General features: G+C 61.2%; 26 protein-coding genes and 1 tRNA gene. 10 read left to right on the forward strand and 17 right to left on the reverse strand.

Annotated features, from left to right (window positions below):
* Positions 1–2: 2 nt before the first annotated feature.
* The 6 genes from M0H32_RS04560 to M0H32_RS04585 form a co-directional block, all read right to left on the reverse strand.
* Positions 3–224: a hypothetical protein gene (locus M0H32_RS04560; RefSeq protein WP_248151241.1), complete on the reverse strand. Its 222-nt coding sequence runs from the start codon at positions 222–224 to the stop codon at positions 3–5.
* The gene (locus M0H32_RS04565; RefSeq protein WP_248151246.1) at positions 221–685 is read right to left on the reverse strand and encodes a hypothetical protein; all 465 of its coding nucleotides are present in this window, start codon (positions 683–685) and stop codon (positions 221–223) included. Before M0H32_RS04565 ends, M0H32_RS04560 begins: the two co-directional genes overlap by 4 nt.
* Positions 686–687: 2 nt before the next feature.
* Complete coding sequence (locus M0H32_RS04570; RefSeq protein ID WP_425607291.1) at positions 688–1926, reverse strand: agmatinase family protein; 1239 nt, start codon at positions 1924–1926, stop codon at positions 688–690.
* An 8-nt stretch (positions 1927–1934) separates the two neighbouring features.
* The gene (locus M0H32_RS04575; RefSeq protein ID WP_248151249.1) at positions 1935–2756 is read right to left on the reverse strand and encodes an ATP-binding cassette domain-containing protein; all 822 of its coding nucleotides are present in this window, start codon (positions 2754–2756) and stop codon (positions 1935–1937) included.
* Positions 2753–3574, reverse strand: coding sequence for an ABC transporter permease (locus M0H32_RS04580; RefSeq protein ID WP_248151252.1), 822 nt, complete (start codon positions 3572–3574; stop codon positions 2753–2755). Before M0H32_RS04580 ends, M0H32_RS04575 begins: the two co-directional genes overlap by 4 nt.
* A 69-nt stretch (positions 3575–3643) precedes the next feature.
* Positions 3644–4714 (reverse strand): putative urea ABC transporter substrate-binding protein, encoded by a 1071-nt coding sequence (locus M0H32_RS04585; protein ID WP_248151255.1) that lies wholly within the window; start codon positions 4712–4714, stop codon positions 3644–3646.
* A gap of 522 nt (positions 4715–5236) precedes the next feature.
* Between M0H32_RS04585 and M0H32_RS04590 the strand changes: the two genes are divergently transcribed.
* Positions 5237–6358, forward strand: coding sequence for an endonuclease/exonuclease/phosphatase family protein (locus M0H32_RS04590; protein WP_248151257.1), 1122 nt, complete (start codon positions 5237–5239; stop codon positions 6356–6358).
* 49 nt (positions 6359–6407) lie between these two features.
* Here the strand turns inward: M0H32_RS04590 and M0H32_RS04595 are convergent, their stop codons facing one another.
* From M0H32_RS04595 to M0H32_RS04640, 10 genes are all read right to left on the reverse strand, one after another.
* Positions 6408–6593, reverse strand: coding sequence for a hypothetical protein (locus M0H32_RS04595; RefSeq protein WP_248151264.1), 186 nt, complete (start codon positions 6591–6593; stop codon positions 6408–6410).
* Between the two features lie 60 nt (positions 6594–6653).
* Positions 6654–7232 carry an SRPBCC family protein gene (locus M0H32_RS04600; RefSeq protein WP_248151268.1) on the reverse strand — a complete coding sequence of 193 codons (579 nt, stop codon included), beginning with the start codon at positions 7230–7232 and terminating at the stop codon, positions 6654–6656.
* Between the two features lie 21 nt (positions 7233–7253).
* Entirely contained in the window at positions 7254–8126 is an 873-nt protein-coding gene (locus tag M0H32_RS04605; RefSeq protein ID WP_248151271.1) for an XdhC family protein, read from the reverse strand.
* A gap of 18 nt (positions 8127–8144) precedes the next feature.
* Positions 8145–9344, reverse strand: a complete 1200-nt coding sequence (locus M0H32_RS04610; RefSeq protein ID WP_248151274.1) for a vWA domain-containing protein — start codon at positions 9342–9344, stop codon at positions 8145–8147.
* Between the two features lie 2 nt (positions 9345–9346).
* Positions 9347–10228, reverse strand: coding sequence for an AAA family ATPase (locus M0H32_RS04615; protein ID WP_248151780.1), 882 nt, complete (start codon positions 10226–10228; stop codon positions 9347–9349).
* Positions 10229–10451: 223 nt separating this feature from the next.
* The gene (locus tag M0H32_RS04620; RefSeq protein ID WP_248151276.1) at positions 10452–12872 is read right to left on the reverse strand and encodes an aerobic carbon-monoxide dehydrogenase large subunit; all 2421 of its coding nucleotides are present in this window, start codon (positions 12870–12872) and stop codon (positions 10452–10454) included.
* Positions 12869–13378, reverse strand: coding sequence for a (2Fe-2S)-binding protein (locus M0H32_RS04625; RefSeq protein WP_282449173.1), 510 nt, complete (start codon positions 13376–13378; stop codon positions 12869–12871). Before M0H32_RS04625 ends, M0H32_RS04620 begins: the two co-directional genes overlap by 4 nt.
* Before the next feature lie 11 nt (positions 13379–13389).
* Positions 13390–14256, reverse strand: coding sequence for an FAD binding domain-containing protein (locus M0H32_RS04630; protein ID WP_248151277.1), 867 nt, complete (start codon positions 14254–14256; stop codon positions 13390–13392).
* Positions 14257–14624: 368 nt separating this feature from the next.
* Positions 14625–15803 (reverse strand): MHYT domain-containing protein, encoded by a 1179-nt coding sequence (locus M0H32_RS04635; RefSeq protein ID WP_248151279.1) that lies wholly within the window; start codon positions 15801–15803, stop codon positions 14625–14627.
* Positions 15804–15945: 142 nt separating this feature from the next.
* Positions 15946–16035 (reverse strand) — tRNA-Ser (locus M0H32_RS04640).
* A 1157-nt stretch (positions 16036–17192) separates the two neighbouring features.
* Here M0H32_RS04640 and M0H32_RS04645 point away from each other — a divergent pair.
* The 7 genes from M0H32_RS04645 (at position 17193) to M0H32_RS04675 (ending at position 23677) form a co-directional block, all read left to right on the forward strand.
* Positions 17193–18287 (forward strand): septal ring lytic transglycosylase RlpA family protein, encoded by a 1095-nt coding sequence (locus M0H32_RS04645; protein ID WP_248151285.1) that lies wholly within the window; start codon positions 17193–17195, stop codon positions 18285–18287.
* Between the two features lie 78 nt (positions 18288–18365).
* Positions 18366–19571 carry a D-alanyl-D-alanine carboxypeptidase family protein gene (locus M0H32_RS04650; protein WP_248151286.1) on the forward strand — a complete coding sequence of 402 codons (1206 nt, stop codon included), beginning with the start codon at positions 18366–18368 and terminating at the stop codon, positions 19569–19571.
* A gap of 79 nt (positions 19572–19650) precedes the next feature.
* Positions 19651–20337 (forward strand): dTMP kinase, encoded by a 687-nt coding sequence (gene tmk, locus M0H32_RS04655; RefSeq protein WP_248151287.1) that lies wholly within the window; start codon positions 19651–19653, stop codon positions 20335–20337.
* Positions 20337–21398 carry a DNA polymerase III subunit delta' gene (locus M0H32_RS04660; RefSeq protein WP_248151288.1) on the forward strand — a complete coding sequence of 354 codons (1062 nt, stop codon included), beginning with the start codon at positions 20337–20339 and terminating at the stop codon, positions 21396–21398. The genes tmk and M0H32_RS04660 overlap by 1 nt, the downstream gene beginning before the upstream one ends.
* Positions 21399–21484: 86 nt before the next feature.
* On the forward strand, positions 21485–22291 hold the full coding sequence (locus M0H32_RS04665; protein ID WP_248151291.1) for a TatD family hydrolase: 807 nt from the start codon (positions 21485–21487) through the stop codon (positions 22289–22291).
* Complete coding sequence (locus tag M0H32_RS04670; RefSeq protein ID WP_248151302.1) at positions 22288–23124, forward strand: MBL fold metallo-hydrolase; 837 nt, start codon at positions 22288–22290, stop codon at positions 23122–23124. Before M0H32_RS04665 ends, M0H32_RS04670 begins: the two co-directional genes overlap by 4 nt.
* The gene (locus M0H32_RS04675; protein WP_248151304.1) at positions 23114–23677 is read left to right on the forward strand and encodes a regulatory protein RecX; all 564 of its coding nucleotides are present in this window, start codon (positions 23114–23116) and stop codon (positions 23675–23677) included. The genes M0H32_RS04670 and M0H32_RS04675 overlap by 11 nt, the downstream gene beginning before the upstream one ends.
* Before the next feature lie 211 nt (positions 23678–23888).
* Here the strand turns inward: M0H32_RS04675 and M0H32_RS04680 are convergent, their stop codons facing one another.
* Entirely contained in the window at positions 23889–24284 is a 396-nt protein-coding gene (locus M0H32_RS04680; RefSeq protein WP_248151307.1) for a MerR family transcriptional regulator, read from the reverse strand.
* Between the two features lie 97 nt (positions 24285–24381).
* Between M0H32_RS04680 and M0H32_RS04685 the strand changes: the two genes are divergently transcribed.
* On the forward strand, positions 24382–24705 hold the full coding sequence (locus M0H32_RS04685; RefSeq protein WP_248151320.1) for a hypothetical protein: 324 nt from the start codon (positions 24382–24384) through the stop codon (positions 24703–24705).
* A gap of 4 nt (positions 24706–24709) precedes the next feature.
* The gene (locus tag M0H32_RS04690; RefSeq protein ID WP_248151324.1) at positions 24710–24925 is read left to right on the forward strand and encodes a GDCCVxC domain-containing (seleno)protein; all 216 of its coding nucleotides are present in this window, start codon (positions 24710–24712) and stop codon (positions 24923–24925) included.
* Positions 24926–24930: the final 5 nt, after the last annotated feature.

The following is a 24930-nucleotide window of genomic DNA, read 5'->3' on the forward strand; positions in this document are numbered from 1 at the left end:
CATCAGTTTTTGGTCTGTTTCGCCTTCGCCGCAAAGGACCGTCTCACTGCCAGCGCGGCAAAACCGGCCCCTAGCGCGGCGACGATCACAACGACATGGAAAGGCGATCCGAGAAAATGCTCGGATGCCGAAGTCCATCCCGTGATTTCATCATGAACCCCGGGATGGGCGAAAGCCTGCACGCTCATCAGGGCCAGACTGCAAATTGTCAGAAAGGGTTTCATGCGTCGATGTCTCCATGGCTTAGGCGGTGGGTGAGAAGCTCTATCAGGTCGATGTCCGCGCGCTCGGTCAGCGAGACATAGGTGAAGGTCATGGTTTCCCGTGCTTCGACCATCGATCCGGGGAAGGGCATGTAAGCCAGTTCCCTGGAGGCGAAGGCGGGGGAGGCAGTGCCGACCTGCCAGTTGCTGACGATCCTGGCATCGACCAGGTGCTGGACCAGACCGTCCGGCCCGGCCTGGTGAAACGGCACACCGGCGAGCCGAAGGTAACTGGTCTTGTCGTCAGCGCCGCGAAAACCGTCTATGAAGCTTGCCGACAGGGCCTGGAGTTCTTCCGCCCGGTCGGAGGCCGACACCCCGTGTACATGGGAGTGCAGGTGGTCCGGGCCGGCATGATTGTGGTCATGGGGATGATGATGATGGTGGTCGTGACCGCGATGATGCGAATGATCGTGGGACATGGTCACGCCACCTCCGGTCCGGCGGGAATGCTCACCGGCTTGTCGATGATCGCCTTGTGCGCGCCCATCTTGCCGTGAGAGACCAGTGTACCGAGCACATCGACGATGACGCGCGTTGCCAAGAGCGCGGTAATGTCGGAACAGTCATAGGGTGGCGAAACTTCCACCACCTCGAGACCGCAAATGCCTTCTCTTGCCACCAACGACACCAGCTCCAGCGCTTCGCGCGGCAGGAATCCTCCCGGTTCCGGCCAGCCGGTACCCGGCACGAAACCGCAATCGACGCTGTCGATGTCGAAGGAGATATAGACCGCGTCGGCGTCCTTCCAGGCAAGTTCCAGGGCCCGGGCCGCCGTTTCGGCAAGGCCCAGTTCTTCAACGTCGCGCATGGTGAAGATGTTGGTGTTGCGCTCTCGGGCCACTTCGACGCCCTCGCGCGGAACCTGCCAGCCGCCGATGCCGATCTGGACCAGGTTGACCGCCGGCACATTGACCAGGTCTGTGGCATGGAACCAGGGCGTCGTGTGCATGCGCTCGTCCAGATCCTTCTCCTGAATGTCGATATGCCGGTCGAAATGAACGATGCCGATGCGCTTGGAGGTGCATTGGGCAATGCCGCGCACGCAGGGAAAGCCGATCGAATGATCGCCGCCGATCATGATTGGCAAGGCACCGGACGAGGCCACATGGGATACGGCCCGCGTGATCTGGTCGAAGGTCTTTTCGATATTGGCCGGAATGGTGAAGATGTCGCCGACATCGCAAAGGGTCATCTGCTCGCGCAGGTCGACGCCCATCTCATAGTTATAAGGTGTATAGAGCGCGGATATTTTCCGGACGCCTTGCGGTCCAAAACGGGTGCCGGGGCGATAGGTGGTGCCGCCGTCAAACGGAATTCCGATCACCGCGGCGTCATAGGCACCGACCTTGGTAACGTCCTCGATGTATGGCGCCTTCAGGAATGTGTTGATGCCGGCGTAGTGCGGCAGCTCGCCGCGCGCAAAGGTCGGAATGGACTTGTCGGTCAGACTGTCCGAGCCGGTCAGTCCCATCCGCAGTGCCCAGGCCTTTTCCTTTTCCCAGGCGGCTGAAGGCAGGGCGCCTTCCTTCTCGGCGGCTTTCCAGCCACGCAACTGCAGTTTGTCGAAATCCGGATGGTGTTGCCGTCGCGGCTGCATCCGCAGCACCGGGCCGGCTGCTCTGTGCCGGGTTGCGGGACCTGAGGAAAAAATCTTTGTCATGGGGGACCTCATGAGGCGTTGCTGTTTGAAAACTGATTTTGCGGATCGATGGCAGGAGCGCCGATCACACCGGCGATGTCTTCGGGACTGCGCGCCGCGCCCGGAGAATCCAGCGGCAGGTCGTAGGTGATCGTGGCACCATAGGCCTGCGGGGCCTGCGGATCGTGCCGGACCTTGTCAAACACCAGGAGACGCGTGCCGAGCTTGAAAGCTTCGTGAATGTCATGTGTGACCATGAAAATGGTCATGCCGAGATCCTGCCAGAGCCCGAGCAACAGGTCGTGCATGTCGACCCGGATGCCCGGATCCAGCGCACCGAACGGTTCGTCGAGCAGCAGAATGCCGGGTTTTTTGATCAATGCCTGGGCTATGGCAAGACGCTGCTGCATGCCGCCGGAAAGCTGCACCGGATATTTGTTCGCAGCCGCCTTCAGACCGATGCGTTCGAGCAGGCCGTCAATGTCGGCAAAGGCGGATTTGCGGGCGCTTGCGAACAAGCGGCCGGTCCAGGGGGCGGCCTCAAACTCGCTGGCCAGGATCAGATTTTCAGCGACAGTCAGGTGCGAAAACACCGAATATTTCTGAAAGACGATGCCGCGATCCGGCGTCGGCTCGTCGGGCAGGGGGCGTCCGTCCAGCAGGATGCGGCCCCGGCTGGGCAGTTCCTGCGAGAGCAGCATGCGCAAAAAAGTGGACTTGCCACAGCCGGACGCGCCGACAATGGTGCAGAACGAACCGGCGGCAACATCGAGATCGACCCGCTCCAGCACCGGCAGCCCGTCATAGGATTTGGTCAGGCCCTGTACGGAGAGTTTCGGCGTGTCACTCATAGCGCGTCCACTCCCTGATGCGCCCACCGGAACAGCCGGCGAGAGGCTTGCAAAAGCAGAAGGTCAAGCAGGAACCCGAGCAGTGTGATCCAGACAACGTAGGGCAGGATCACGTCCATCGCGAGATAGCGCCGCACAAGGAAGATCCGATAGCCGAGACCGGAAGTGGACGCGATTGCCTCAGCGGATATCAGGAAGATCCAGGCCGGCACGAGCCCGAGACGGAGCGCGGTGATCAGTCTGGGGAGGAGCTGCGGCAAAACAAGTCGCGTCACCATCTGCCAGACCGAAGCGCCGAGCGTTTCCGCCTTGATGATCATTTCCCGGGGAATGTCGAGCACGGCCTGGGCCATGGACCGGATCATCACCGGAGCGGTGCCGATAACGATCAGCGCGATCTTGGCGAGTTCACCGAGCCCGAAGGTGATGAACAGGATCGGCAGGATGGTGATCGGCGGGATCAGCGAAAACGTGGCGAGATAGGGTGCGAGCGCACTTCGCACATGGGGAATAAAGCCGATGGCGATGCCAAGAGACAGCGCCAGCACCGTCGAGACGGCCATGCCGGTGCCGAGGCGCCAGAGACTGTCAAACGTGTCGAGCCAGAGCAGCAGATCGCCGGAGCGCCGGTCAGGCACGGTTGCCATGCGCCAGAACGCGGCCGCCATGCTGTCCAGCGAGGGCAGCAGCTTGTCCGCAGGGTTGTCGAGCCGCCGGTAATGGCTGGCAACCGAGTAGGCGATCACGGTGGCCGCGAAGGGCAGCAGCCCCAGTGCCAAGGCCGTGAGCCTGGACGGTTTCCGGTTGATGATGCGCATGAAGGTGGTCCGCCTCTGGAAAGTGGCCCGGCACTCCAGGCGCCGGGCCAGGGAAATCAAGGTCGGAAATCAGAGCGTGCCGTCTGCCGCCATGGTCATGAAACTGGGGTCGAATTTAAGCTTCACATTGGCCGCGTCGCCGTAAACAGAGCCGTCCGGGAAGGAAACGCCAACAAATTCCGGGCTTGGAGCGCCTTCGCCGAGAATGCCTTTTTCAAACAGGAATTCGGCAACGAACTTCATGGTCTTCGGCATCTCCGCGGATTTGGTGAAGGCTACCGCGTCTTCGGGCGTGAAGAACATCTTGGTGGTGGCGAGCTGGGCGTCGTAACCGGCCAGGTCCGTTCCCGACGCTTCCGCCATGGCAGTGCGCGCGGCGACACCTTCATCGCTGTCGGAGGACATGATCGCCATCAACTCGTACCAGGCGCCGGTCAAAGCCTTGCCGAAATCCGGGTTGTCGGCGAGTGTCTCGGTATTGACCATCATGATATCGATGATCTCACCCGGAATGCCGGCGCTGTCGAACACCTTGGTAGCATTCGGCTGGGCCTCGATCTCCGACAGAAGCGGGTTCCAGGTGACAACGGCCGTCACGTCATCTGTCTGGTAAGCCGCGATCATGTCGGCGTCGGACGTGTTGACGACGGTCAGGTCCTGTTCGCTAAGGCCAACCGTATCAAGGGCGCGGGCCAGCAGGTAATGGGAGACGGACAATTCCACCAGATTGACGGTCTGTCCCTTGATGTCGGCAAGCTCGGTCTTGTCCTTCAGGATGATGCCGTCATTGCCGTTGGAATAGTCCCCGACGATCAGAGCGGTGGTGTCGACACCGCCGCCGGCAGGGATCGAGAGGGCGTCCATATTGGTCATGGAACAGCCGTCATATTCGCCGGCCGTGTACTGGTTGATGGATTCGACATAGTCGTTGATCTGCACGATCTCGACGCTGATGCCGTATTTGTCTGCCCATTTTTTCATGAGCCCGCTGTCCTGCAGATAGCCCCAGGGCATCCAGCCGACATAGATCGACCAGCAGACCTTGAAGTCCGTTTTGACTTCGGCTTTGGCGGGGGTAAGGGACAGCGGCAAGCTTAGCGCTGCGGCGAGGAGGGTGGCTTTGGCAATCGATTTCAGCATCTGTGCGCGTCTCCTGTCTTGGGCCGAACCCTTATCGGTCCGACGTCCGTCATGAGATTTCTGCGCACGTCCGGGAGCCAGGTTCGCGCGCGCGAAACCTCGTGCAGTTGTCTCCCGGGTTTTTGTCCCGCCGTGTCACCGGCCTATCTGGGCATGGCGCCCTTGTGACCGGCTTGCACCTCTCGGTCCTGTGTCGTTGCCGACCGGATCCCTAGGCGCGCTGCACTCCATCAAACAAAGCAAGGGAGGTGCCAAAATGCCTCATGGAGAATTAGACGCATTAAAAACAGCGATTTGATGGGGTTGGTTTAAGTATAGAATTAGCAGCAAGCAGCCTTTTGACTGGGAATTGATCAAAAACCGGGCATGAGTGAACAATAGACAGTCATGCCTGCCGATCCTGTGTAGCGATGAGGAGAATGTTGCCGCATCAATCGCATGGCGCTGACTGCAGAATTCGCCTTTGGACTTGGTCAACTCAAGGTATATTATGCAAAATTATTGAACCGTGAGGTTAGCGCCATGCCCTTTTATCACGGACTGAAATACTATGAGCACGACCCGGCCAAGGGCGATTTTCCGAATTATCCGGACAAGCAAAACTGGATTGCCAGCCGTCTGCTAACGCTGCGCAAGGATCTGAACGAGTCCATCACCAGCTTGCGCCAGGCGCGCTCGCTGATCATCGGCAGCTGGAATATCCGTGCCTTCGACGACGGCGCGCCTCGGCTGGATGAAAGCTATCACTATATCGCGGAGATCATCAGCACCTTCGACATCTGCGCTATCCAGGAGGTAAAGGGCGACCTGGCACCGCTGGACCGGTTGCGCAAACTGCTCGGGCCCAGCTGGGACTATTTCGTCTCCGATGTCTCTACCCACAAGGGCGGCAACAATGAGCGCATGGCGTTCATGTACAACACGAGCCGTGTGAATTTCCGGCGGCTCATCGGGGAGCTGGTGATTGATCCGGACGATCTGGCAGGTGCCGACCAGTTCGCGCGCTCGCCCATGTTCGCGGCGTTCCAGGCCGGCTGGTTCCGTTTCTGCCTGTGTTCCACGCACGTGATTTTCGGCGGCGACACGGAAGAAAAAAAGGCCATGCGCGCCGACGAGATCCGCGCCATCACCAAAATGCTGGTCAGCCGTGCCAAGAAGGAGGATCAGGTCTATATCTTCCTCGGCGACATGAATATTGAAAGCCTGAACGGGCCGATCATGCAGGCGCTGCGCGACAGCCGCATGGTGGTGCCGGAATTTCCGTCGACCAACATGACCGGTGACCGGTTTTACGACCAGATGGCTTTTACCGACAAGGGCGCCGCCACACGCAAGACACGTCTGTTGCGGCATGGTGTTTTCGACTGGCGCCGAGCCGTCTTCGGGCCCTATCCCCAGGACGAATTCGATATGTTGCCGGATGGCGAGAAACAGGGGGCCCGCCGCCGGATTTCACATACCGATATGCTTGCCCATTACGAACCGATCTGCGTGGCGCAGCGCGCCGCCGTCGGCAAGGAGCCCTATGCCGATTTTTCCCGAAGCTACGGTCTCTGGACAACCTTCGAGATGTCGGACCATCTGCCGATCTGGATTGAACTCGAGATCGATTATTCGGACGACTATCTCGCAAGGTATCTTTGAAAGGTGGCAACCGGCAGCAGTTGATCAGGCGCCTTCAGGAACCGAGGGCCTAACCGCCGAAAGTGCAGATCTGCAGAAGCGGCGCCAGGTGTCTGTCCGTGAGGCCGAAGCAGCAGGAATGCGCCACCAGCAGGAAGGCGGTCAGCGCGGAGCCAGTGCCGAGCGCCAGCAGCAGTGACGGATCCCGCGTAAAATCCTCAAAGCCGGTCTTCCGGCGGATGTCTGCCTGTGTCATCTCTTCATCCTATTGCGTATCCCGGATCTACGCCAGGCAAAGGAGCCTGGCGCACTCAAGTCACTGCGCGGGTTCGGAAGTTTTGTCAGCGTCTGCTTCCTGTTTCTTGCCACCGAACAATCCGCCGAGCCAACCCTTCTTTTCGGCCGCCGCAGAAGCGTCGGGTAGGGCGTCACCGGCCTCCTCTTTAGCGGCCGCTGGGGCAACCTGTTCCCCAAAGGCGGTAAAGAATTCACCAGCGAGGCGTTTTGCAGTGGAGTCGATCAGGCGCGCACCGAGTTGAGCGAGCTTGCCGCCGACCTTTGCGTCGACGTCGTAATGCAGGATGGTCGCCTCGAGGCCGTCTTCCTCAAGACGGACCTTGGCGCCGCCGCGCGCAAATCCGGCAACACCGCCCGAACCTTCGCCTTCGATGGTGTAGCCATTGGGCGGGTCCAGATCCTTAAGCGTGACCTTGCCGCCGAAAGTCGCCTTGACCGGCCCGACCTTCAGCTTGACCTTGGCCTCCAGCTCCGTCGCCGAATGCTTGATCAGCTCCTCGCAGCCGGGGATGGCAGCTTTCAGTACTTCCGGATCATTGAGAGCTTCCCAAACCTTGTCCCTGGGCGCCGCGATGCGCTGGCTGTCGTTCATCTGCATGGACGTTGCTCCAATCCGTGTTCATAAGTGGTGAATGGTGGTCTGGCGCTGGTTGCTGCGCCGGATCATCAGGAGCTCGGCCAGAATGGAAAGCGCGATTTCCTCCGGAGTGATTGCTCCAAGATCGAGACCCGCTGGTCCCTTGATCCGCCCGATGTCCTTTTCCGAAAGGCCTTTTTCCAGAAGCTTGACCATGAGCGCGGCCAGCTTGCGCCGGCTGCCGACAAAACCGACATGCCTGACGGGTGTCGCAAGAGCCGCTGCAAGGGCCGCCAGATCGCCGCGCCCTTGGGTGGAAACGATCACGTAGGTTTCGCCATTGCCGGCAGGGGCATCGACAAAGCCATCTATCAGGCGGGCGGATGTTTCGAACGGCGCAAGGTCTTCGCCTTGGGCGCAAACGGTTATGTCGAACCCGATGGTCGGGGCCTGGGCGGCCAGCGCCTGCGCCACCGGACTGGCGCCGTAGATGACCAGGGAAGGGCGGGGCAGGACCGGCTCGATGAAAATATCCATCGTGCCCTGGCTCGGACACATGTTTTTCGCGAAATGCACGCCTTCCCGTTCCTCGCCGGGTGAGACGCCGAGTTCGTCCAGCAGTTCTTCCGGGCGAATGGAAATCAGCCTGGTTTCACCGTCCTCGAAGGATGCCCTTGCCGCCTTGAGGACAGCTGCCCGGGCGCAGCCACCACCGATCCAGCCGGCAGCGATCGATCCATCCGCGGCGATGACAGCCTTTGCCCCCGCTTTTGCCGCGGTGACGGAAATTGTGCGGACTACCGTCGCAAGAACAAAAGGTTGGCTGTCTTCCTTCAACCGGCTCATCAAGGATGACAGATCGCTGGTGAGCTCGGGCGCAGCATTCGAGTGAGACCCTGGAATGGAATGTTTCATCGGTATGTCTCCCATGGATCAGAGCCTAGCCAGATAGGGTTCAAGAGCGGCGAGGCTGTCCAGATTGTGGGCTGGCGCGAACAGGTCGACATGGGGCAGGGCTGCTTGCATGCCGCTGGTAACAGGCTCGTAGCCGTCCCAACCCAGCATTGGATTCAGCCAGACGATGCGGCGGCAGCGGCGTCGCAGCCGGGCCATCTCGGCCCCCAATATTTCCGGCGCGCATGTGTCGTAACCGTCCGAGAGGATCATGACGCAGGTGCGCGAATGGATCACGCGCGCGGCGTGCCAGCGGTTGAAGTCGGAGAGCGCTTCACCGATTTTCGTGCCGCCGCCGACGCCCTGGGCCATCAGGCCCATCCGGTCGAGGGCACGGCCGGCGTCGCGTTCGGACAGAGCGGAGGACACATGCACCAGACGGGTGTGGAACAGGAAGGCTTCGGCCTCGCGGAAGTTGTCCAGAATGCCATGCACGAAGCGGGTGAAAACGCCGGTGTAATTGTTCATGGAGCCGGACGCATCGAGCAGGATCACAAGACGGAGCTGCCGTTCGCGCGGTCCCTTGTGCACAAGGTCGATCGGCGTGCCGCCATGGGCGATCGAATGACGGATCGTTCGCCTGAGGTCCAGCCTGGGGCCCTTGCGCTTTTGCCGGTCCCGTCGTGTCAAACGCACACGCATGGAACGCGCGAGCCGCTCCGCCAGATCGTGAGCCTTTTTCAGAGCGTCCGGGTCCTGAATGTCGCGGAAGTCCACTTGGCCCAGGTTATCGGCGATGCTTGCGCCTTCCCGACGTCTGGACGGCGTGTCATCGCTCGCCTCGTCCTCTTCGCCGGGGCGACGATCCACGTCGCCTGCGATCGTGTCCTGCCGCGCGCCCTGGGCGTCGACGAGTTCCCGAATGGTCTTCATGCCCTTCTTGGGGCTGGTTCCGGTCACCTTCACACCGGACTTGACACCCCGTCCGAGCCAATAGGCGTCGAAGAGGTCATCGAAACGTTGCCAGTCCGACAGGCGCCCGCAGAAGAGCGAGCGAAAGGCCGCCCTCAGAGCTGCAGGCCTTTGTACCAGTGGCGACATCAGCAGGGTTGCCGCATCTCCAGTCTCCGCCAGTCCCACCTTGAAGCCGCTGTCGCGCAGCGAGCGGACAAACCCGGCCAGCCGCAGTCTGAGCACGGCACCGATATCCTCATGGGTTTCAAGGGGGAGGGCGGTCATGGTCAGGCCACCTTGCCCAGCAGGCGGTCGGTCACATCCTTTGTGACCCTGGCCCGGTCTTCCCGAGTTTTCAGGACGCAGGCCAGCGTTTCGAACACCAGTTCGCGGTTTGCGCCGAGATCCTTTGCGCCAAGCCCCAGAAGCGCGGCCGCCCAGTCGATGGTTTCGGCAACGCCAGGAACCTTGACCAGGTCCTCCTTGCGCAACTTGCCCATCAATTCTGCGATCTGCAGCGCCAGTGCCGCATCGAGCCCGTCGACCCGGCTCAAGAGGATGCGCGCCTCCCGGTCAGGCGTCGGGTAGTCGACATAGTGATAAAGGCAACGGCGGCGCAACGCGTCGGAGAGTTCGCGGGTGCCGTTGGAAGTCAGGACAACACGCGGAATGGAGGTCGCCGTGACTGTTCCGAGTTCGGGAATAGACACCTGGTAATCGGACAGGATTTCAAGGAGAAAGGCCTCGAATTCCTCGTCGGCGCGGTCGATCTCGTCGATCAGCAGCACCGGTGGCTTTACCTGCCGAATAGAGGCCAGTAGCGGGCGCTCGAGCAGATATTTTTCGGAAAACACAGCCTCTTCAACGCTGTTCGCGTCCGCCCCCGTGCCTTCGCGCGCCTTGATCGCGAGCAGCTGGCGTTGATAGTTCCACTCGTAAATGGCGTCGGAACGGTCGAGCCCCTCGTAACATTGCAGGCGGATCAGATCGGTTTTCTCCAGACGCGCCAGCGCCTTGGCGACCTCGGTCTTGCCGACCCCGGCTTCTCCTTCCAGAAGCAGCGGCCGGCCGAGCATGCCGGTCAGAAGCAGCGCGGTCGCCAGGCCTTCGTCGGCGATGTAGCCGGCCTCAGCGAGTTCCAAAGCGATCTGGTCCTTGGTCTGGGTCATGGGGGTCCGTTGTTTCAACCAGTCATTTCCCTCGTCATTGCCGGGCTTGACCCGGCAATCCTGCCGTTTCCTCACGCTCCGATCAGCCTCTTTCAAGGAACCGAAGTAACGGCATGGATCCCCCGATCCTGTCGAGGGCAGGCCCATGGTGGAGCCATGGGACGACATACGGAGAAAAACCGCGGACCAGTTTCTGAGGATTTGGTCCGCGGTGTCTTATGTCTTACCCGTGCGCCCCGAGATCCCGGGCTGCCTGCCAGATCCGCCAAGCATCGTGCGGCATCTGGATGTGGGTGCTGCCGAGGAACTGGAACGCATCGTTGACGGCGTTGGAGAAGGCCGGCACGCCTCCGACATTCGGGCTTTCGCCGACCCCCTTGGCGCCGATCGGATGATGCGGGCTGGGCGTCACCGTATAGTCGGTCTCCCAATGGGGCGTCTCGACCGCTGTCGGAATGAAGAAGTCCATGAAGGACGCCCCCATGACGTTGCCGGTCTCGTCGTAGCGGATCTCCTGGCCCATCGCGATGGCGAAGGCTTCCGTCAGCCCGCCATGGACCTGTCCCTCGATGATCATTGGATTGATGCGCGTGCCGCAATCGTCGAGCGCATAGAAGCGCCTCGTCTTGGCGACACCTGTGTCGACATCGATGTCCATGACGCAGAAATATGCGCCGAACGGATAGGTCATGTTGGGCGGATCATAATAGCTGACCGCTTCGAGACCCGGCTCCATGCCGGGAGGCGGAGCGTGATAGGCCGCCCAGGCGATCTCCTTCATGGCTTTTCGGGCCTGCGGATTGCCCTTTACCTGGAAGCCGTCCACGTCCCACTCAAGATCGTATTCGGAAACCTCCAGCATGTGGGCGGCGATCATCTGCGCCTTGTTGCGGATCTTGCGCGCCGCCAGCGCAATGGCGGCACCGGCGACCGGTGTCGAGCGGGAGCCGTAGGTTCCAAGTCCGTAGGGCGCCGTATCGGTGTTGCCTTCCTCGACCATGATGTCGGCGGCCGGAATGCCGATTTCGGTGGCGATGATCTGTGCCCAGGTGGTCTCGTGGCCCTGGCCCTGCGACTTGGTGCCCATGCGCGAGATCACCGAACCGGTCGGGTGCACGCGGATTTCCGCGCTGTCGAACATGGCAACGCCCAGGATATCGCAGTTCTTGGACGGGCCGGCGCCGACGATCTCGGTGAAGAAAGAGACGCCTATGCCCATGATCTCGCGGGTCTCGCCGCGCTTGAACGCCTCCTGTTTGGCCTTCTGTTCTGCGCGCAGCTCGCGATAACCGATCGTGTCCATCGCCTTTTGCATGGCGGTGTGGTAATCGCCGCTGTCATATTCCCAGCCGAGCGCCGACTGATAGGGAAACTGCTCCGGCTTGATGAAGTTCTTCATGCGAAGATCCGCCGGGTCCATGCCGAGCTTCTGGGCCAGGATGTCCATGCCGCGCTCGATGCAATAGGCAGCCTCCGTCACCCGGAAGGAGCAGCGATAGGCAACCCCGCCGGGGGCCTTGTTGGTGTAGACACCGTCGACCTCCAGATGCGCTGCCGGGAAATCGTAGGACCCGGTGACGATGTTGAAGAAACCGGCCGGCCATTTCGACGGATCGGCGCAGGCGTCGAAACCGCCATGATCGGCCAGCACATGCACTTTCAGCCCTGTGACCGTGCCGTCGCTTTTCGCGGCGATTTCCGTGGTCATGTGATAGTCGCGGGCAAAGGACGTGGTGGAAAGGTTCTCCATCCGGTCCTCGACCCATTTGACCGGCACGCCGGTGACGATTGAGGCGACGATCGAGCAGATGTAGCCCGGATAGGCACCGACCTTGTTGCCGAAGCCGCCGCCGATATCCGGCGCGATCACGTGGATCTTGTGTTCCGGGATCGTCGACAGCAGCGAGGCCACCGTGCGGATGACATGCGGCGCCTGGAACGTGCCCCAGACGGTGAGCTCGCCCTTGACCTTGTCCATCGAGGCCACGCACTGGCAGGTTTCCAGCGGCGAGGGATGGGTGCGGTGATAGGAGATCAGCTCCTTGACCGTGACATCTGCTTCCGCGAAGGCCTTCGAGGTCTCGTCCTTGTCGCCGACTTCCCAGGTGAAGATGTGGTTGTGGTGTTTGCGCGGCCCATGCGCGCCTTCCATCTTGCCCTCAAGATCCGGCCGCAGCACCGGCGCGTCCGGCGCCATCGACTGGAACGGGTCGACCAGAACAGGCAGTTCCTCATACTCGACCTCGACCAGCTGGATGGCGTCATCGGCGATGTAGCGGTTCTCCGCGACCACGAAGGCCACTTCCTGGTTCTGGTAAAGCACCTTGCCATCGGCCAGCACCATCTGGACATCGCCGGCCAGCGTCGGCATCCAGGCGAGATTGACGCCTTTCAGGTCCTCCGCGGTCAGGACGGCAATCACGCCGGGCAGCTTGAGGGCTTCCGTGGCGTCGATCTTGGTGACCTTGGCGTGTGCATAGGGCGAGCGCACGAAATCACCGAACACCATGCCCGGCAGTTTCAGGTCATCGACATACTGGCCCTTGCCCTGCGTGAAGCGGATGTCTTCCACGCGCTTGCGCTTGCAGCCCATGCCTTCAAGGGCGGCCTCGCGCTGTTCCCGTGTCGGGGTCATGTCGTTCATTCCGCAGCCTCCTGGATGTCAGTGCCGTTCAGCTTGGCTGCGGCATACTGGATGGCCTTGACGATGTTCTGGTAGCCGGTGCAGCGGCAGAGATTGCCCGAAATGCCCATGCGGATTTCGTCTTCCGTCGGGTTCGGGTTTTCCTTGAGGAGCGTATGGGCCCGGGTAATCATGCCCGGCGTGCAGAAGCCGCACTGAAGCCCGTGCATCTGGCGAAAACCTTCCTGCAGCGCCGAGAGGGTGCCGTCCGGATTGGCCATGCCCTCGATGGTGGTCAGCTCCGCGCCGTTGGCCTGAACCGCGAATACCGTGCAGGACTTCACCGACATGCCGTTCATGTCGACCGTGCAGGCCCCGCAATGGGAGGTCTCGCAGCCGATATGGGGACCGGTGAGATCCAGTTCCTCGCGCAGAAAATGGATGAGAAGCGTGCGCGGCTCGACAAAGCGCTGCACCTTCTTGCCGTTGACGGTCAGGCTGACCGGGATCTGTTCGATATCGCTCATGTGTCTCTCCCTCAGCCCCTGGCCCGGTCAGCCGCCCGCGCAAGCGCGCGCTCCAGCATGATGCCGGCCATTTTAATGCGGTATTCTGCCGGTCCCCGCCCATCGGAGGCGGGGTCGGTGATCGCTTCAGCGGCCGCAACGGCGCGTTTCACGGTGTCCGCGTCGAGCGTCGACCCGGTGAGAATGCTGCCGGCTTCTTCGGCGTAAAGCGGCGTGTCGGCGACGTTGGTCAGTGCAACGGAGCAAGTGGACACGCTGCCGCCGGACAGCGTCAGCACGACGGCCGCTGCTGCTGTGGCGTAATCGCCCACCTTGCGCTTCAGCTTCTCATAGGCATAGCCGTGGCCGGTCGGCGGCACCGGGATCTTTACGGCCGTCAGGATTTCGTCCGGGGCGAGGGCGGTGAAATAGGCGGCCTCATAGAACTCCCGGGCTGCAACTTCGCGCGCGCCGTCCGGTCCGGTCAGTACATAGGCCGCGTTCAGGCACTGCATCAGCGCCGGCATGTCGTTGCCAGGATCGCCATTGGCAACATTGCCGCCGAGCGTGCCGAGGTAGCGGATCTGCGGGTCGGCAATCAGAAGCGACGTCTCACGGATGATCGGCAGCCTGGCGCCGAGCAGGTCCGAACCGATCAGCTCATGCTGCGTGGTCATGGCACCGACAGTGATCGTATCGCCATCTTCCGCAATGCCCTTCAGGTCGGCGATGCCGCCGAGATCGACAAGATGCTCGGGCGCTGCCATACGCAGCTTCATCATCGGGATCAGGCTGTGTCCGCCGGACAACGGACGGGCTTCGTCGCCATGACTGGCCAGGATGGCGACGGCTTCGGCCACGGATGATGGCCGGTGATAGGTGAACTCACCAGGGATCACGTTTTTCTCCTCCCTCTCACGGCGGGTCAAACAGACCGGCCGGACATGCGCTGCCCGAAAGGACAGACTGTCGCATGCCTCAAGGCTGCGGAGATGTGCGCCGCACACTCAAGACGGCATGCACAAAGGGTGGCGGCAATACACGGATGACGGGTTGATTTGCACGAATTGCGGCAAGTCTGTTGACGTATTTCGCATCTTTTCCGTGGTGGCAATTTGCCAAAGGCGTTTATTGCCAGCGAGTTGCAGGCGTTCTCGCAGATCATCGTGAAACAACCTGAGGAAGAACGTATTTCGTGCAGGACCGCACGAATGACGACCTCGCCGGCCCGACATTGCACTGCAAACCAGCGATGTGAGGAGATGAACTATTCGGCGGGGATCGGCTGTTCGCCGGAAAGCGGAGCGTCTTCGATGGCGCTGAGCCGCTTCTTGACCCGACCCCAGCGAGACCGGCTTACCGGCACGATCTGGCCTTCGGATCCGGCCAGGACAAGCACCCCGCCGTCGCCGGAGCGCTTGAAACTCGCCACCCGGTTCAGGTTGACGATGTGGCTGCGGTGGACGCGGTTGAAGATCTTGGGATCAAGCTGCTGTTCGGCCTCGCTGATGGAGAGCGGACAGAAACAGTCCCGCGCGCCGTCATGAATGCGCGTGTAATGGGCATCTGCGTGAATGGCGACGATGTCCTGGACGCCGATCTGGCATTTCTGGCCGTCCCGTTCAATCGGCAGGCTCCGCCTGGAGGTCCCCGATGCGTTCCGGCCAGGATTGGCGGCGGCCTGAAGTCCGCTGGCCGGCTTACGGGCAGGGGCCGCCTCGGTGTCTACGGCTGAAGTGTCTTCCTGCGCCGGCACCAGCGCCAGCAGGAAAAGGCCCGAGACCAGAAACGCGACGCAGGAGACGACAATGGCGAGCACACCCGGGCTCAGCATCGGGGCTCTGATGGCGGCGTCCGGCTGGATCAACCCGAAGGTCATGCCCGTCATGGCTGTGTAATGCATCGCCGAGATCGCGAGTGCGAGTACGGCCGCAGAGACAACGATATGCGGCCGGCGGCCAAGGCCGAAGAGCAGCCAGATGGCAAGCCCCGCCGCGTTGAAGGCGATCAGGAAACTGCCGAAGACATAGGCCGGCTCGTGCTGCATGGCGAGAGAGTCGTGCAGCGCATACATGCCGAGATAATGCATGGTGCAGATGCCGCTGCCCATGACGAAGGCCGCAAGTCCAAGGCGCACGGGCGTCAGCCGGCCGTTGCTGGCCGCAAAGACGGCGAGACCGACCACGAGCACGCAGACGAGGAAGGAAAGCAGCGTCGGCAGCACCAGGAAATTGGCGGCCACCGGCAGGCGCGCGGCCAGCATGCCGACAAAATGCATCGACCAGATCGCCAGCGCCAGCGTCAGAGCGGCCCCGGCAAGTAGCAGCCGCCGGCGCGCGGCATCGGCCCGGCCCACCTGAACGGCCAGGTTCAACCCGACAAAACTGCCCTGAAAGGCCATCACGAGGGACAGCGCCACGAGCCACGGCTCGTGCGTCACCGGCATGCCTCACCTCCCAAATTACGCCGCCGCGATGAGCAGCGGATTCCTCCGGGAAGAATGATAAGCGAAAGGAGGAGGGGCGGCAAATGCCATTGGCATGCACGAAGCATTGCACCGGCCGCAGAAAACATCCGCTTCGTGAAAATGGCGGTGAGGGTGGGATTCGAACCCACGGTACGCTCTCACGCACGGCGGTTTTCAAGACCGCTGCCTTAAACCACTCGGCCACCTCACCTGAGCAACCGTAATGCGCCAGGACGGCGCGGCTGCACAACCCGTTTCGTCTGTCGGACGGTGAAAGTCAAGCAGTTGTTCAAGCCAGGCGCGAGCAGGGGACAAAATGGTGTGGACGTTGAGGAGCGGCACACCCCGACCCCACTTCCTGCTGCTGCACCAGAAACCTACACAGGTGTCCCCCCAGGCGAGCAACACGAGACCCGGGGCCTACTCATTTCCAGAGCGCCCGCGTGGATGGCGGGTGACCACGCCGATCTCGGAGCCTTGGCAAGCGGACAAGCGAGTGGGACCCGGATCTGCGCTTTGCTTGTCCGGGGTGACACAAAGTACGTGGCGTAGGACTTGTGACCTGGGACTTGTGACCTGGGATTTGGGATTTGGGATTTGGAAATCGCATGACGTGACGACTTCGGTAACGGAAATTTGACCGAAAGCAAAGGCGCACGGGACCGGGCAACAGGCTGCCATCGTTTGTCAGAAAGTCGTCAGCGACGTCGGCACGATAAATCGGGAACGTTTCTTTGGGATGTTCCGGCGCCGTCAGCTTCAGGGGTGGGGCAGGACGTGCACGACGGGCACCGGAACATCGCCAAAGGGTCGGGGCCGCCGGTCCGGTGTCGTGGGCAGGGTTTTGAACCGGCGGCCGAAGCTGGAGGTGGGGTCCAGCATTGCCGTGACAGGGCGGTCACGAGCAATGACCTCACCCTAAGCGGAACTGACAGGGGTGGATGTGATGTGCGTCACAACTCCTCCGAATGACGATTTTTGAGCGGCCGTGTTCTTCATGCAACAGTCGGAAACTTGCTGCCTGCGTCAGTTTTTAGACATATATTTCAGAGTGTTACAGATCGCTCTCGAGAGCTATTTTGCGCCATCGCCGCCGAAACCGGTGGAGAGTTGATTTTCGTCCGCTTTGCGGTCTCGACGCCCGGTTTACTTTGGAGTAACAAAGTTGCGCTTTAACAAGGGCATAGGCAAGACGAACAGCGGGGGCAGTGCGTCTTGCGGGGACTGATCAGATAGATCGGAACAATGCCTTTAGAAACCGGCGCGGATCTTAATCACGCCCGGGGACAATCGCGTGAGCTGCGGGGCCGCCAGCGCGTAAGTGAGTAGGACGGCAGTATGCAAGGGACAGGCGGTCAATCTAGCCATATGGCGGATACGTCTCACGGGGAACCGGCCAAGAAGGAGCTGAGACCCACGCGCTCCGTCTGGGCGCAGGTGCGCACCGGACTGATCACGATCGCGGCCTTGTCCGCAGTCGCCGCCTGCAGCACCGCTCCTCAGGAAAAAGCCAAGTTCAGCCCGAAGAAATACGGCGTCAAGGGCAGCCCTCGCGTGGTTGCCGATGGCAAGCCGGTGCCCAAGGGCGGCGGCCGCTATGTTGTCGGCAAGAAATACAAGATTGCAGGCAAGTGGTATTACCCGAAGGACGACCCGAATTACAAAAAGACCGGTCTCGCCTCCTGGTACGGCCCGACTTTCCACGGCCGCAAGACCGCCAATGGCGAGATCTTCGACCGGAACGCCCTGACCGCGGCGCACACGACCATGCCGCTGCCGTCTTATGCCAAAGTGACCAATCTCGCCAATGGCCGCTCGATGATCGTGCGCGTCAATGACCGTGGTCCTTTCCATGGCAACCGTGTCATTGACCTCTCGGAACGTGTCGCCACCATGCTCGACACCAAATCGGCAGGCGTCGGCAAGGTGAAAGTCGAATATGTCGGCCGTGCACCGCTGCATGGCCAGGACGAAGCCTTCCTGATGGCTTCCTATGACGGACCGGGTGCTGTTCAGCCGGGCGCAAGCCGTCCGGGAACGCTGCTGGCACAGGCTGAGCCTCAGGCACCGCTGGCCACACCGCAGGTCACTTTTGGCCGCGTGCCGGCTCCGGCAACCCGTCCGTATCTGACGGTTGCCGCCGCCGCTCCAGTCCGGCCGCAACCGGTCACCGTTGCCTTTGACCCGGCCATCGCTTTCGAATCCGGAAACCCGACCATCAAGGTGGCATCCAACAACGGCTTCGAGCCGGTCGAATCCGCCTATACGGCTGAACCGGCCCCGGCCGAGCAGACACTTGGTGTGCTGCGTGTTCCGGCTCCCGGCACGATGAGCGCGGGCAGTGCGATCTCCTCCTTTGCCGCCAATCAGCGCATATCCGATGCCCATTCAGTGCTGGCGGGCCTGGGCGGGTCTGGCTTGTCCCTGCGCGAGTTGGCGTCCAAACTGGAAAACGGCAGCTAACCGATTCTGATACCGGGCCTACGGGCCCGGACCGGCTGCCACGCCCATTGCAGGGTCTTCACGAAGGCAGGCGGTCTGATGCGTTTGGCAGTTTTTGCGACCCCGTCCCGACTCGGACGGGTTTTCTCATGTTTCCTGACAGTTCTTCTCACGCTGGCATTGCCGGTGCTTTTGGTTCAGCAGGCGCGGGCCGCCGAAACCATCGTGACCAAGGCGCCGATGGCCTTTCTCTATGAGCCGTCTTCCGGGACCATCCTGTTTGCCAAAGCCCCCGACCAGACATTTGTCCCCGGAGCGCTCGCCAAGGTGATGACCGCGGCCACCGTGTTTCAGGCGCTGAAGGATGGCGATTTAAAACTGGATCAGCTGTGCAAGGTCAGCGAACATGCCTGGCGCACGGGCGGAGCGCCATCGGGCCGCGGCGCGACCATGTTCGCGGCCATCAAATCGGAGGTTTCCGTCGAGGATCTCCTGAAGGGCCTGCTGGTCCACAACGGCAACGATTCCGCCATTGTTCTGGCGGAATGCCTGGACGGGTCGGAGCAGGCCTTCGCCGGCCGGATGACCACGCTGGCGCAAAAGATCGGCATGACCAACAGCCGCTTCGCCAATCCGACCGGCTACGCGGAAGACCCCAGTCAGACAACCGTCCGCGACCAGGCCCGGCTCGCCGAATACATCCTGGAGAGCCATGCGGATCTTTATCCCATGTTCGCAATCCCGGATTTTACCTGGAACAACATTTTTCAGCGCAACAAGAACCCGCTTCTCGGAGAAATCCGCAATCTCGACGGTCTTGGTGGTGGCGCTGACAAGGAGGACGGCTATTCCGGGCTCGGCTCTGTCGACCGCAACGGCCGCCGGGTCATCGCGGCGGTCGCCGGGCTCACGTCAGACAAGCACCGCCTGCAGACCCTTAAGGAAGTGATCGAAGGCGCCTGGGAATACTTCACCATCAAGACCCTTTTCACGGCTGGTGAAACGGTGGCCGACGGCCGGGTTTTCGGCGGCACCGAAAGCAGCGTGCCGCTGATCTCCCGCGACGATGTCAACGTGTTGCTGCCCCGAGGCACCACGCTGGACTACCGCATCCGCGTGGTCTATCCGGGACCGATCAGCGCACCGGTGGAAAAGGGCCAGCCGGCGGGCGAAATCCGTGTCATCGGGAAGGACGGCATCGTCTATCGCGCTCCGCTTGTCACCGGTGCCGCCGTCGGTGAGGGGCCTCTCATCGGCCGCGCGCTCGACGGTCTTCAGGAACTGCTGTTCGGCTGGATCGGATAAGGCCTTTTGCTGGCGGCGGGATACCTGCTAGAAGCGTGACAGGCGGAAAAGAGAAAAGTGCGACGGGGCCGATATCAGCGTGGCTGGACATTTCATCACCTTTGAAGGCGGCGAGGGGGCGGGAAAATCCACCCAGATCGCGCGCCTCAAATCCTTTCTGGAATCGCGTGGCAAGACCGTCGTCGTTACCCGCGAACCCGGCGGATCACCCGGTGCCGAGAAAATCCGGCAATTGCTCCTGTCCGGCGAAGCCCGGGATCTCGGACCGCGCGGTGAGGCCATGCTGTTTGCCGCCGCCCGTGCGGACCATGTCGACACAACCATCAAGCCCGCCCTGACGCGCGGCGACTGGGTCCTGTGCGACCGCTATGCCGATTCGACCCGGGTTTATCAGGGCGAGGCGGGTGTCGACGGTGCCTATCTGAAACTTCTGGAAACGGCCGCCGTTGCCGGGGTCTATCCCGATCTGACTCTTCTGATCGACGTACCCGCCGAAATCGGCCTGTCCCGCGTCGCCGTGCGCTCCAAAACCGATGACAGCGGCGGACCGGACCGCTTCGAAGGCGAGGCCATGAAAGTGCATCAGCGCCGGCGTAAAATGTTCCTGGAGCTCGCGCGCGAGGAAGCCCATCGGTTTGCCGTCATCGACGGGTCCAAGGACCTGGACCAGGTGGAAGGTGCCATTCAAGAGGCGGTTCTGGAGACGTTTCCCGAGGACTTGCAAGGCATAAGCAAGGCTGGAACGGTGACGGAGGCAGCGTCCTGATGGCGCGCGCGGCGGCCCCCATTGAAATCCCCGAAGTGGATGCCCTGCCTGGGTTTCCCCTACCGCATGAACGCATGCAGCTGATCGGCCACCGGCAGACAGAACAGAAGTTGCTCGATGCCTATCGGTCGCAGCGCCTGCACCACGCCTGGATCCTGGGTGGCCCCAAGGGCATCGGCAAGGCCACGCTGGCCTTCCGCTTCGCCCGGTTCGTGATCGCCAATCCGGACCGCTTCGGACAAGCGGTCGCCGCAGCGGCCGATCTTTCCGTCGATCCGGAGCATGCCGTTGCCCGTCAGCTTGCGGCCGGAGGTCATCCCAACGTCCTGCATCTTCGCCGTCCCTGGGACGACAAGGCCAAGCGTTTCAAGGCGGATCTGCCCGTGGATCAGGTCCGGCGCACGGTTTCCTTTTTCGGCACGACGGCGTCGGCAAAAGCCTGGCGGCTGTGCATTGTCGACGCGGCCGACGACATGAATGTCAGCTCCGCCAATGCGCTGTTGAAGATCCTCGAGGAACCGCCCGAACGCTGCCTGTTCCTTGTGCTGAGCCATGCGCCCGGCCGGCTGCTGCCGACCATCCGGTCCAGGTGCCGCCGCATCGATCTGGCGCCCTTGAGCGAGGCAGAAATTGCTGAAGGGCTGCGCGACCTGGCCCCGGACACCGTGCCGGGTCCTGAGGATCTTCATGAGATTGCCCAGGCCGCCGACGGCAGTCTGCGCTCGGCGATCACGCTGCTCTCCGGTGACGGCCTGGCGATCGCCAAGGGCGTGAAACGGCTTGCCGAAAACGCGGCGCAGCTGGACCTCGCTGCGGTTCACGCCCTGGCTGACCTGGTGGCCGCCCGTGGCCAGAGCGACAACTGGGAGAATTTCCAGCACATCATCCAGATCTGGCTGCATGAACGCATGCGCCGGGATCTTGGCGGCGGACTTCAAAAGGCCCATGGCCTGATCGAACTCTGGGAAAAGACCAACCAGGCCATTCGTGACGCGGATGCGCTCAATCTAGACCGCAAGCAAGTGGTGCTGGATTTCTTTTTGGCCCTTCGCGCCGCCTGACGCATGCCACTGCGCTTCAGACAAAGGCGTTTCCATGCTATGGCGCACACATCAGCCCCAAAGGCTTCAACATTTCCGGATCCTGCATGCTCGTAGACAGCCATTGCCATCTCGATTTTCCCGACTTCGACGGAGAGCGCGCCGACCTGATCGAACGGGCCCGTGCGGCCGGTGTCGAGCTCATGGTGACCATCTGCACCCATATTCGCAAATTCGACCAGATCCGTGCCATCGCGGAAGACTATGAAAATGTCTACTGCTCGGTCGGCACCCATCCGCACAATGCGGGCACGGAGCGCGGCATTCCGGTCGAGGACATCGTCGCGCTTGCCGCGCATCCCAAGGTGGTCGCCATCGGCGAAGCCGGCCTTGACTATTTCTACGACAAGGCGCCGCGCGACGCCCAGGCGGAAGGCCTGCGCATTCATATCGACGCGGCGCGCCAGACCGGTCTGCCGCTGGTGATCCATGCGCGCGATGCCGATGACGACATGACGGCAATTCTGCGCGAGGAAATGGGGAAGGGGGCCTTCCCGGCCCTCTTGCACTGCTTTTCCTCCGGCCGCGACCTGGCTCTGACCGGGATCGAGCTCGGTCTTTATGTGTCTTTTTCCGGCATCCTGACCTTCAAACGGTCCGAAGAACTGCGCGAAATCGCGAAGGAATTGCCGGCCGACCGCTTGCTGGTCGAGACGGACGCGCCCTATCTGGCGCCGCAGCCGAAACGCGGCAAACGCAACGAGCCCGCCTATACCGCCATGACCGCTGCGGTTCTGGCGGAAACACGCGGTGTCTCGGAAGAGGAAATCGCGCGCCAGACCACCGAGAACTTCTTCCGCCTGTTCAAGAAGGTGCCGCGCGAGGCCTATCTGACCAAGGCTGCCGCCTCGTGAGTGTCTGCCTGACCATTCTGGGCTGCGGGTCATCCGGCGGCGTGCCGCGGATCGGCAATGACTGGGGGGACTGCGACCCGCTTGAGCCGAAAAACCGCAGATCCCGCTGTGCACTGCTTGTGGAAAAGCGTGTGGGTAACGCGTGCACAACTGTGTTGATAGACACCGGTCCAGACATTCGGAATCAATTGCTTGGCGCCAATGTCAGCCATATCGATGCCGTGCTCTACACGCATGCCCATGCCGACCACCTGCACGGTATCGACGACCTGCGCGCCTTCTGGGTGCGCAGCAAGACCAGAGTGCCTGTCTATATGGACGGCGAAACCTACGACCGTGCCCGGGCGTCGTTTGGCTATTGTTTCGAAACGCCCGCCGGATCCAATTATCCTCCAATCCTGGACAGGCACGAAATCCAGGCAGGCGCAGCGGTGACAATCACGGGGGCTGCCGGTGACCTGAGTTTCGAACCCTTTGAGGTCGTCCATGGCGAAATGAACGCGCTTGGATTCCGGATTGACGGGGCAGCCTATCTTCCGGATGTATCCGGTATTCCGGAAACAGCTCTCAAACAACTGAAAAAACTGGATATTCTGATCTTGGATTGCCTGCGGCGTCATCCGCATCCGAGCCACTTCTGCCTGGAAGATGCCTTGGCGTGGACGCAAAAAATCGCACCGAAACAGGCCGTTTTCACCAATCTCCACAATGACCTGGACTACCGGACGCTGGCCGCAGAATTACCGGATCATATCGAACCGGCATTTGACGGCATGCGCCTGGACTTGGCGGAAGTCTGCGAAAAATGTGCCGATACGGTCCATGCGGGCTAAACCAACCTATAAGCCGCCAACCCAGGACCGGCTGACGCGCTCGGCGCTGCATTATCTGGAACGCTACGCATCGTCCGAGGCCAATCTGCGCCGGGTCTTGGAACGCAAGGTTTTGAAGGCCTGTACCGCGCTTGAGCTGGATCCGTCGGACTTCTCCGAGATGGTCGATACGGTCATTGAGGCTTGTGTGCGCAACGGGTTGATCAACGACAAGACCTATGCGGAAACCAAGGCCGCCGGTCTCAGACGGCGCGGCGGTTCCACGCGCAAGATCGAGGCGCATCTGACGGCCAAGGGCGTCGACCGCGCGACAATTGAAGCCGTGCTGCAGGACAATGATCAGTCCGACGACAACGCCGCATGGGTCTTCGCGCGCCGCCGGCGGCTTGGACCATACCGGAGCAGCGGCAAGCGCGCTGAACGCCGCGACAAGGATCTGGCTGCCATGTGCCGTGCAGGTTTTTCCTTCGAGATTGCACGGCGCGTGATCGATGCGGAACATGCCGTCGGGCCAGGAGACAACGACGCACTGGGACACGGAGCAAACGACTGATTTTCGCGTGGTCGCAAATGATGTCGACGGAACGTGGCGCTAAGCCATTGATACCAGGCCTCAAATCCGTCTGCACATTAAAGTTCCATAATATTGATTATGCGAATCATGACCCGGGACGCGCCCTCTGTGCTGTTACGGGGTTTGTCTATTCCGAAATGCCGCACTTCCTGATTGTAAGATGTGGCAAGCGGTCAAAGCGTCTGAATGATTAGTCCTGCTCGGTTCGAAGCCGGCCGAGCATTGGGCAATCGACATTGCCCCGTGAGCAGTTGGAGACAAGCTGCTTCAGCGCCGTTTCCAGTTTCTTCAGTTCGGCGATTTTTGTTGCCACATTGGCAATATGAGCTTTCGCCAGTTCCATCACAGCCTCGCAGTCCGAGGCCCGGTTCTCGGAAAGGTCCAGCATCATTCTCGCTTCTGCGAGAGGAAAACCTAGATCGCGCAGCCTTTTCAAAAGGTGCAGCCGGCCGATATCATCAGCCGTGTAGAGCCGCCGATTGTTCGCGGCCCGCCCCGGTCTTGGAACAATCCCTTCCCGTTCATAGTAGCGGATTGTCTCGATGCTGACGCCGCTCCGTTTCGATGCTTCTCCAATCGCGATCATGTGATGTCATCCGGCTTGATCCTGTAGTGACTACAGGAGGTATGACTGCGGGCACCGAAAGTCACTACGCAATGCCGTGATGGTCCCGGAGACCGCGATGCAGAAATTTCTAAGTCTGAGCTATCTGAGTTCGATTTCGGCGCTAGGGGTCGCGACCTGCTGTGTCCTGCCCATGGCGATGATGTTGCTGGGACTGGGAGGAACTTGGCTGGCAGTGTTCGGGAAGATCGCCGCTGCAAGCTATTACGTTCTTGCGATTTCTTCAGTCCTTGTGGCCGTGTCCTGGATTTTGGCGTTTCAAAAACAGTCGCTTGCAAGGTTGAAATGGTGGTTGACGGGAAGCACGGCGATTACGGTTTTGGCCTGGGTTATCGTCTTCAACGAGACCTGGATAAACGACTATCTGATCATGAGGATGTGAAGCGATGACCAATCAAGATGTCGCGTTGGAAAGCGCGTTGACATGTCCCGTGTGCGGTCATGTCGAAACGGAGATCATGCCCACAGATTCCTGCCAGTGGTTCTATGAGTGCAAGGCCTGCCACGAAATGCTTAAGCCCAAGGAGGGCGACTGCTGCGTTTTCTGTTCCTACGCAACAGTGCCCTGCCCGCCAATTCAACTGGGCAAAAACTGTTGTTGAATAGA

Source organism: Roseibium sediminicola (assembly GCF_023156505.1).
Taxonomy (GTDB): domain Bacteria; phylum Pseudomonadota; class Alphaproteobacteria; order Rhizobiales; family Stappiaceae; genus Roseibium; species Roseibium sediminicola.

What these genes read in the sequence shown, in the direction of transcription:
- M0H32_RS04590 (WP_248151257.1), top strand. Translation starts at nt 5,237, where the DNA reads ATGCCCTTTTATCACGGACTGAAATACTATGAGCACGACCCGGCCAAG.
- M0H32_RS04595 (WP_248151264.1), bottom strand. Translation starts at nt 6,593, where the DNA reads ATGACACAGGCAGACATCCGCCGGAAGACCGGCTTTGAGGATTTTACG.
- M0H32_RS04575 (WP_248151249.1), bottom strand. Translation starts at nt 2,756, where the DNA reads ATGAGTGACACGCCGAAACTCTCCGTACAGGGCCTGACCAAATCCTAT.
- M0H32_RS04565 (WP_248151246.1), bottom strand. Translation starts at nt 685, where the DNA reads ATGTCCCACGATCATTCGCATCATCGCGGTCACGACCACCATCATCAT.
- M0H32_RS04685 (WP_248151320.1), top strand. Translation starts at nt 24,382, where the DNA reads ATGCAGAAATTTCTAAGTCTGAGCTATCTGAGTTCGATTTCGGCGCTA.
- M0H32_RS04580 (WP_248151252.1), bottom strand. Translation starts at nt 3,574, where the DNA reads ATGCGCATCATCAACCGGAAACCGTCCAGGCTCACGGCCTTGGCACTG.
- M0H32_RS04560 (WP_248151241.1), bottom strand. Translation starts at nt 224, where the DNA reads ATGAAACCCTTTCTGACAATTTGCAGTCTGGCCCTGATGAGCGTGCAG.
- M0H32_RS04615 (WP_248151780.1), bottom strand. Translation starts at nt 10,228, where the DNA reads ATGACCCAGACCAAGGACCAGATCGCTTTGGAACTCGCTGAGGCCGGC.
- M0H32_RS04570 (WP_425607291.1), bottom strand. Translation starts at nt 1,926, where the DNA reads ATGACAAAGATTTTTTCCTCAGGTCCCGCAACCCGGCACAGAGCAGCC.
- M0H32_RS04675 (WP_248151304.1), top strand. Translation starts at nt 23,114, where the DNA reads ATGCGGGCTAAACCAACCTATAAGCCGCCAACCCAGGACCGGCTGACG.
- M0H32_RS04635 (WP_248151279.1), bottom strand. Translation starts at nt 15,803, where the DNA reads ATGCCGGTGACGCACGAGCCGTGGCTCGTGGCGCTGTCCCTCGTGATG.
- M0H32_RS04645 (WP_248151285.1), top strand. Translation starts at nt 17,193, where the DNA reads ATGGCGGATACGTCTCACGGGGAACCGGCCAAGAAGGAGCTGAGACCC.
- M0H32_RS04585 (WP_248151255.1), bottom strand. Translation starts at nt 4,714, where the DNA reads ATGCTGAAATCGATTGCCAAAGCCACCCTCCTCGCCGCAGCGCTAAGC.
- M0H32_RS04600 (WP_248151268.1), bottom strand. Translation starts at nt 7,232, where the DNA reads ATGCAGATGAACGACAGCCAGCGCATCGCGGCGCCCAGGGACAAGGTT.
- M0H32_RS04665 (WP_248151291.1), top strand. Translation starts at nt 21,485, where the DNA reads ATGCTCGTAGACAGCCATTGCCATCTCGATTTTCCCGACTTCGACGGA.
- M0H32_RS04690 (WP_248151324.1), top strand. Translation starts at nt 24,710, where the DNA reads ATGACCAATCAAGATGTCGCGTTGGAAAGCGCGTTGACATGTCCCGTG.
- M0H32_RS04620 (WP_248151276.1), bottom strand. Translation starts at nt 12,872, where the DNA reads ATGAACGACATGACCCCGACACGGGAACAGCGCGAGGCCGCCCTTGAA.
- M0H32_RS04625 (WP_282449173.1), bottom strand. Translation starts at nt 13,378, where the DNA reads ATGAGCGATATCGAACAGATCCCGGTCAGCCTGACCGTCAACGGCAAG.
- M0H32_RS04605 (WP_248151271.1), bottom strand. Translation starts at nt 8,126, where the DNA reads ATGAAACATTCCATTCCAGGGTCTCACTCGAATGCTGCGCCCGAGCTC.
- M0H32_RS04680 (WP_248151307.1), bottom strand. Translation starts at nt 24,284, where the DNA reads ATGATCGCGATTGGAGAAGCATCGAAACGGAGCGGCGTCAGCATCGAG.
- M0H32_RS04610 (WP_248151274.1), bottom strand. Translation starts at nt 9,344, where the DNA reads ATGACCGCCCTCCCCCTTGAAACCCATGAGGATATCGGTGCCGTGCTC.
- M0H32_RS04660 (WP_248151288.1), top strand. Translation starts at nt 20,337, where the DNA reads ATGGCGCGCGCGGCGGCCCCCATTGAAATCCCCGAAGTGGATGCCCTG.
- M0H32_RS04650 (WP_248151286.1), top strand. Translation starts at nt 18,366, where the DNA reads ATGCGTTTGGCAGTTTTTGCGACCCCGTCCCGACTCGGACGGGTTTTC.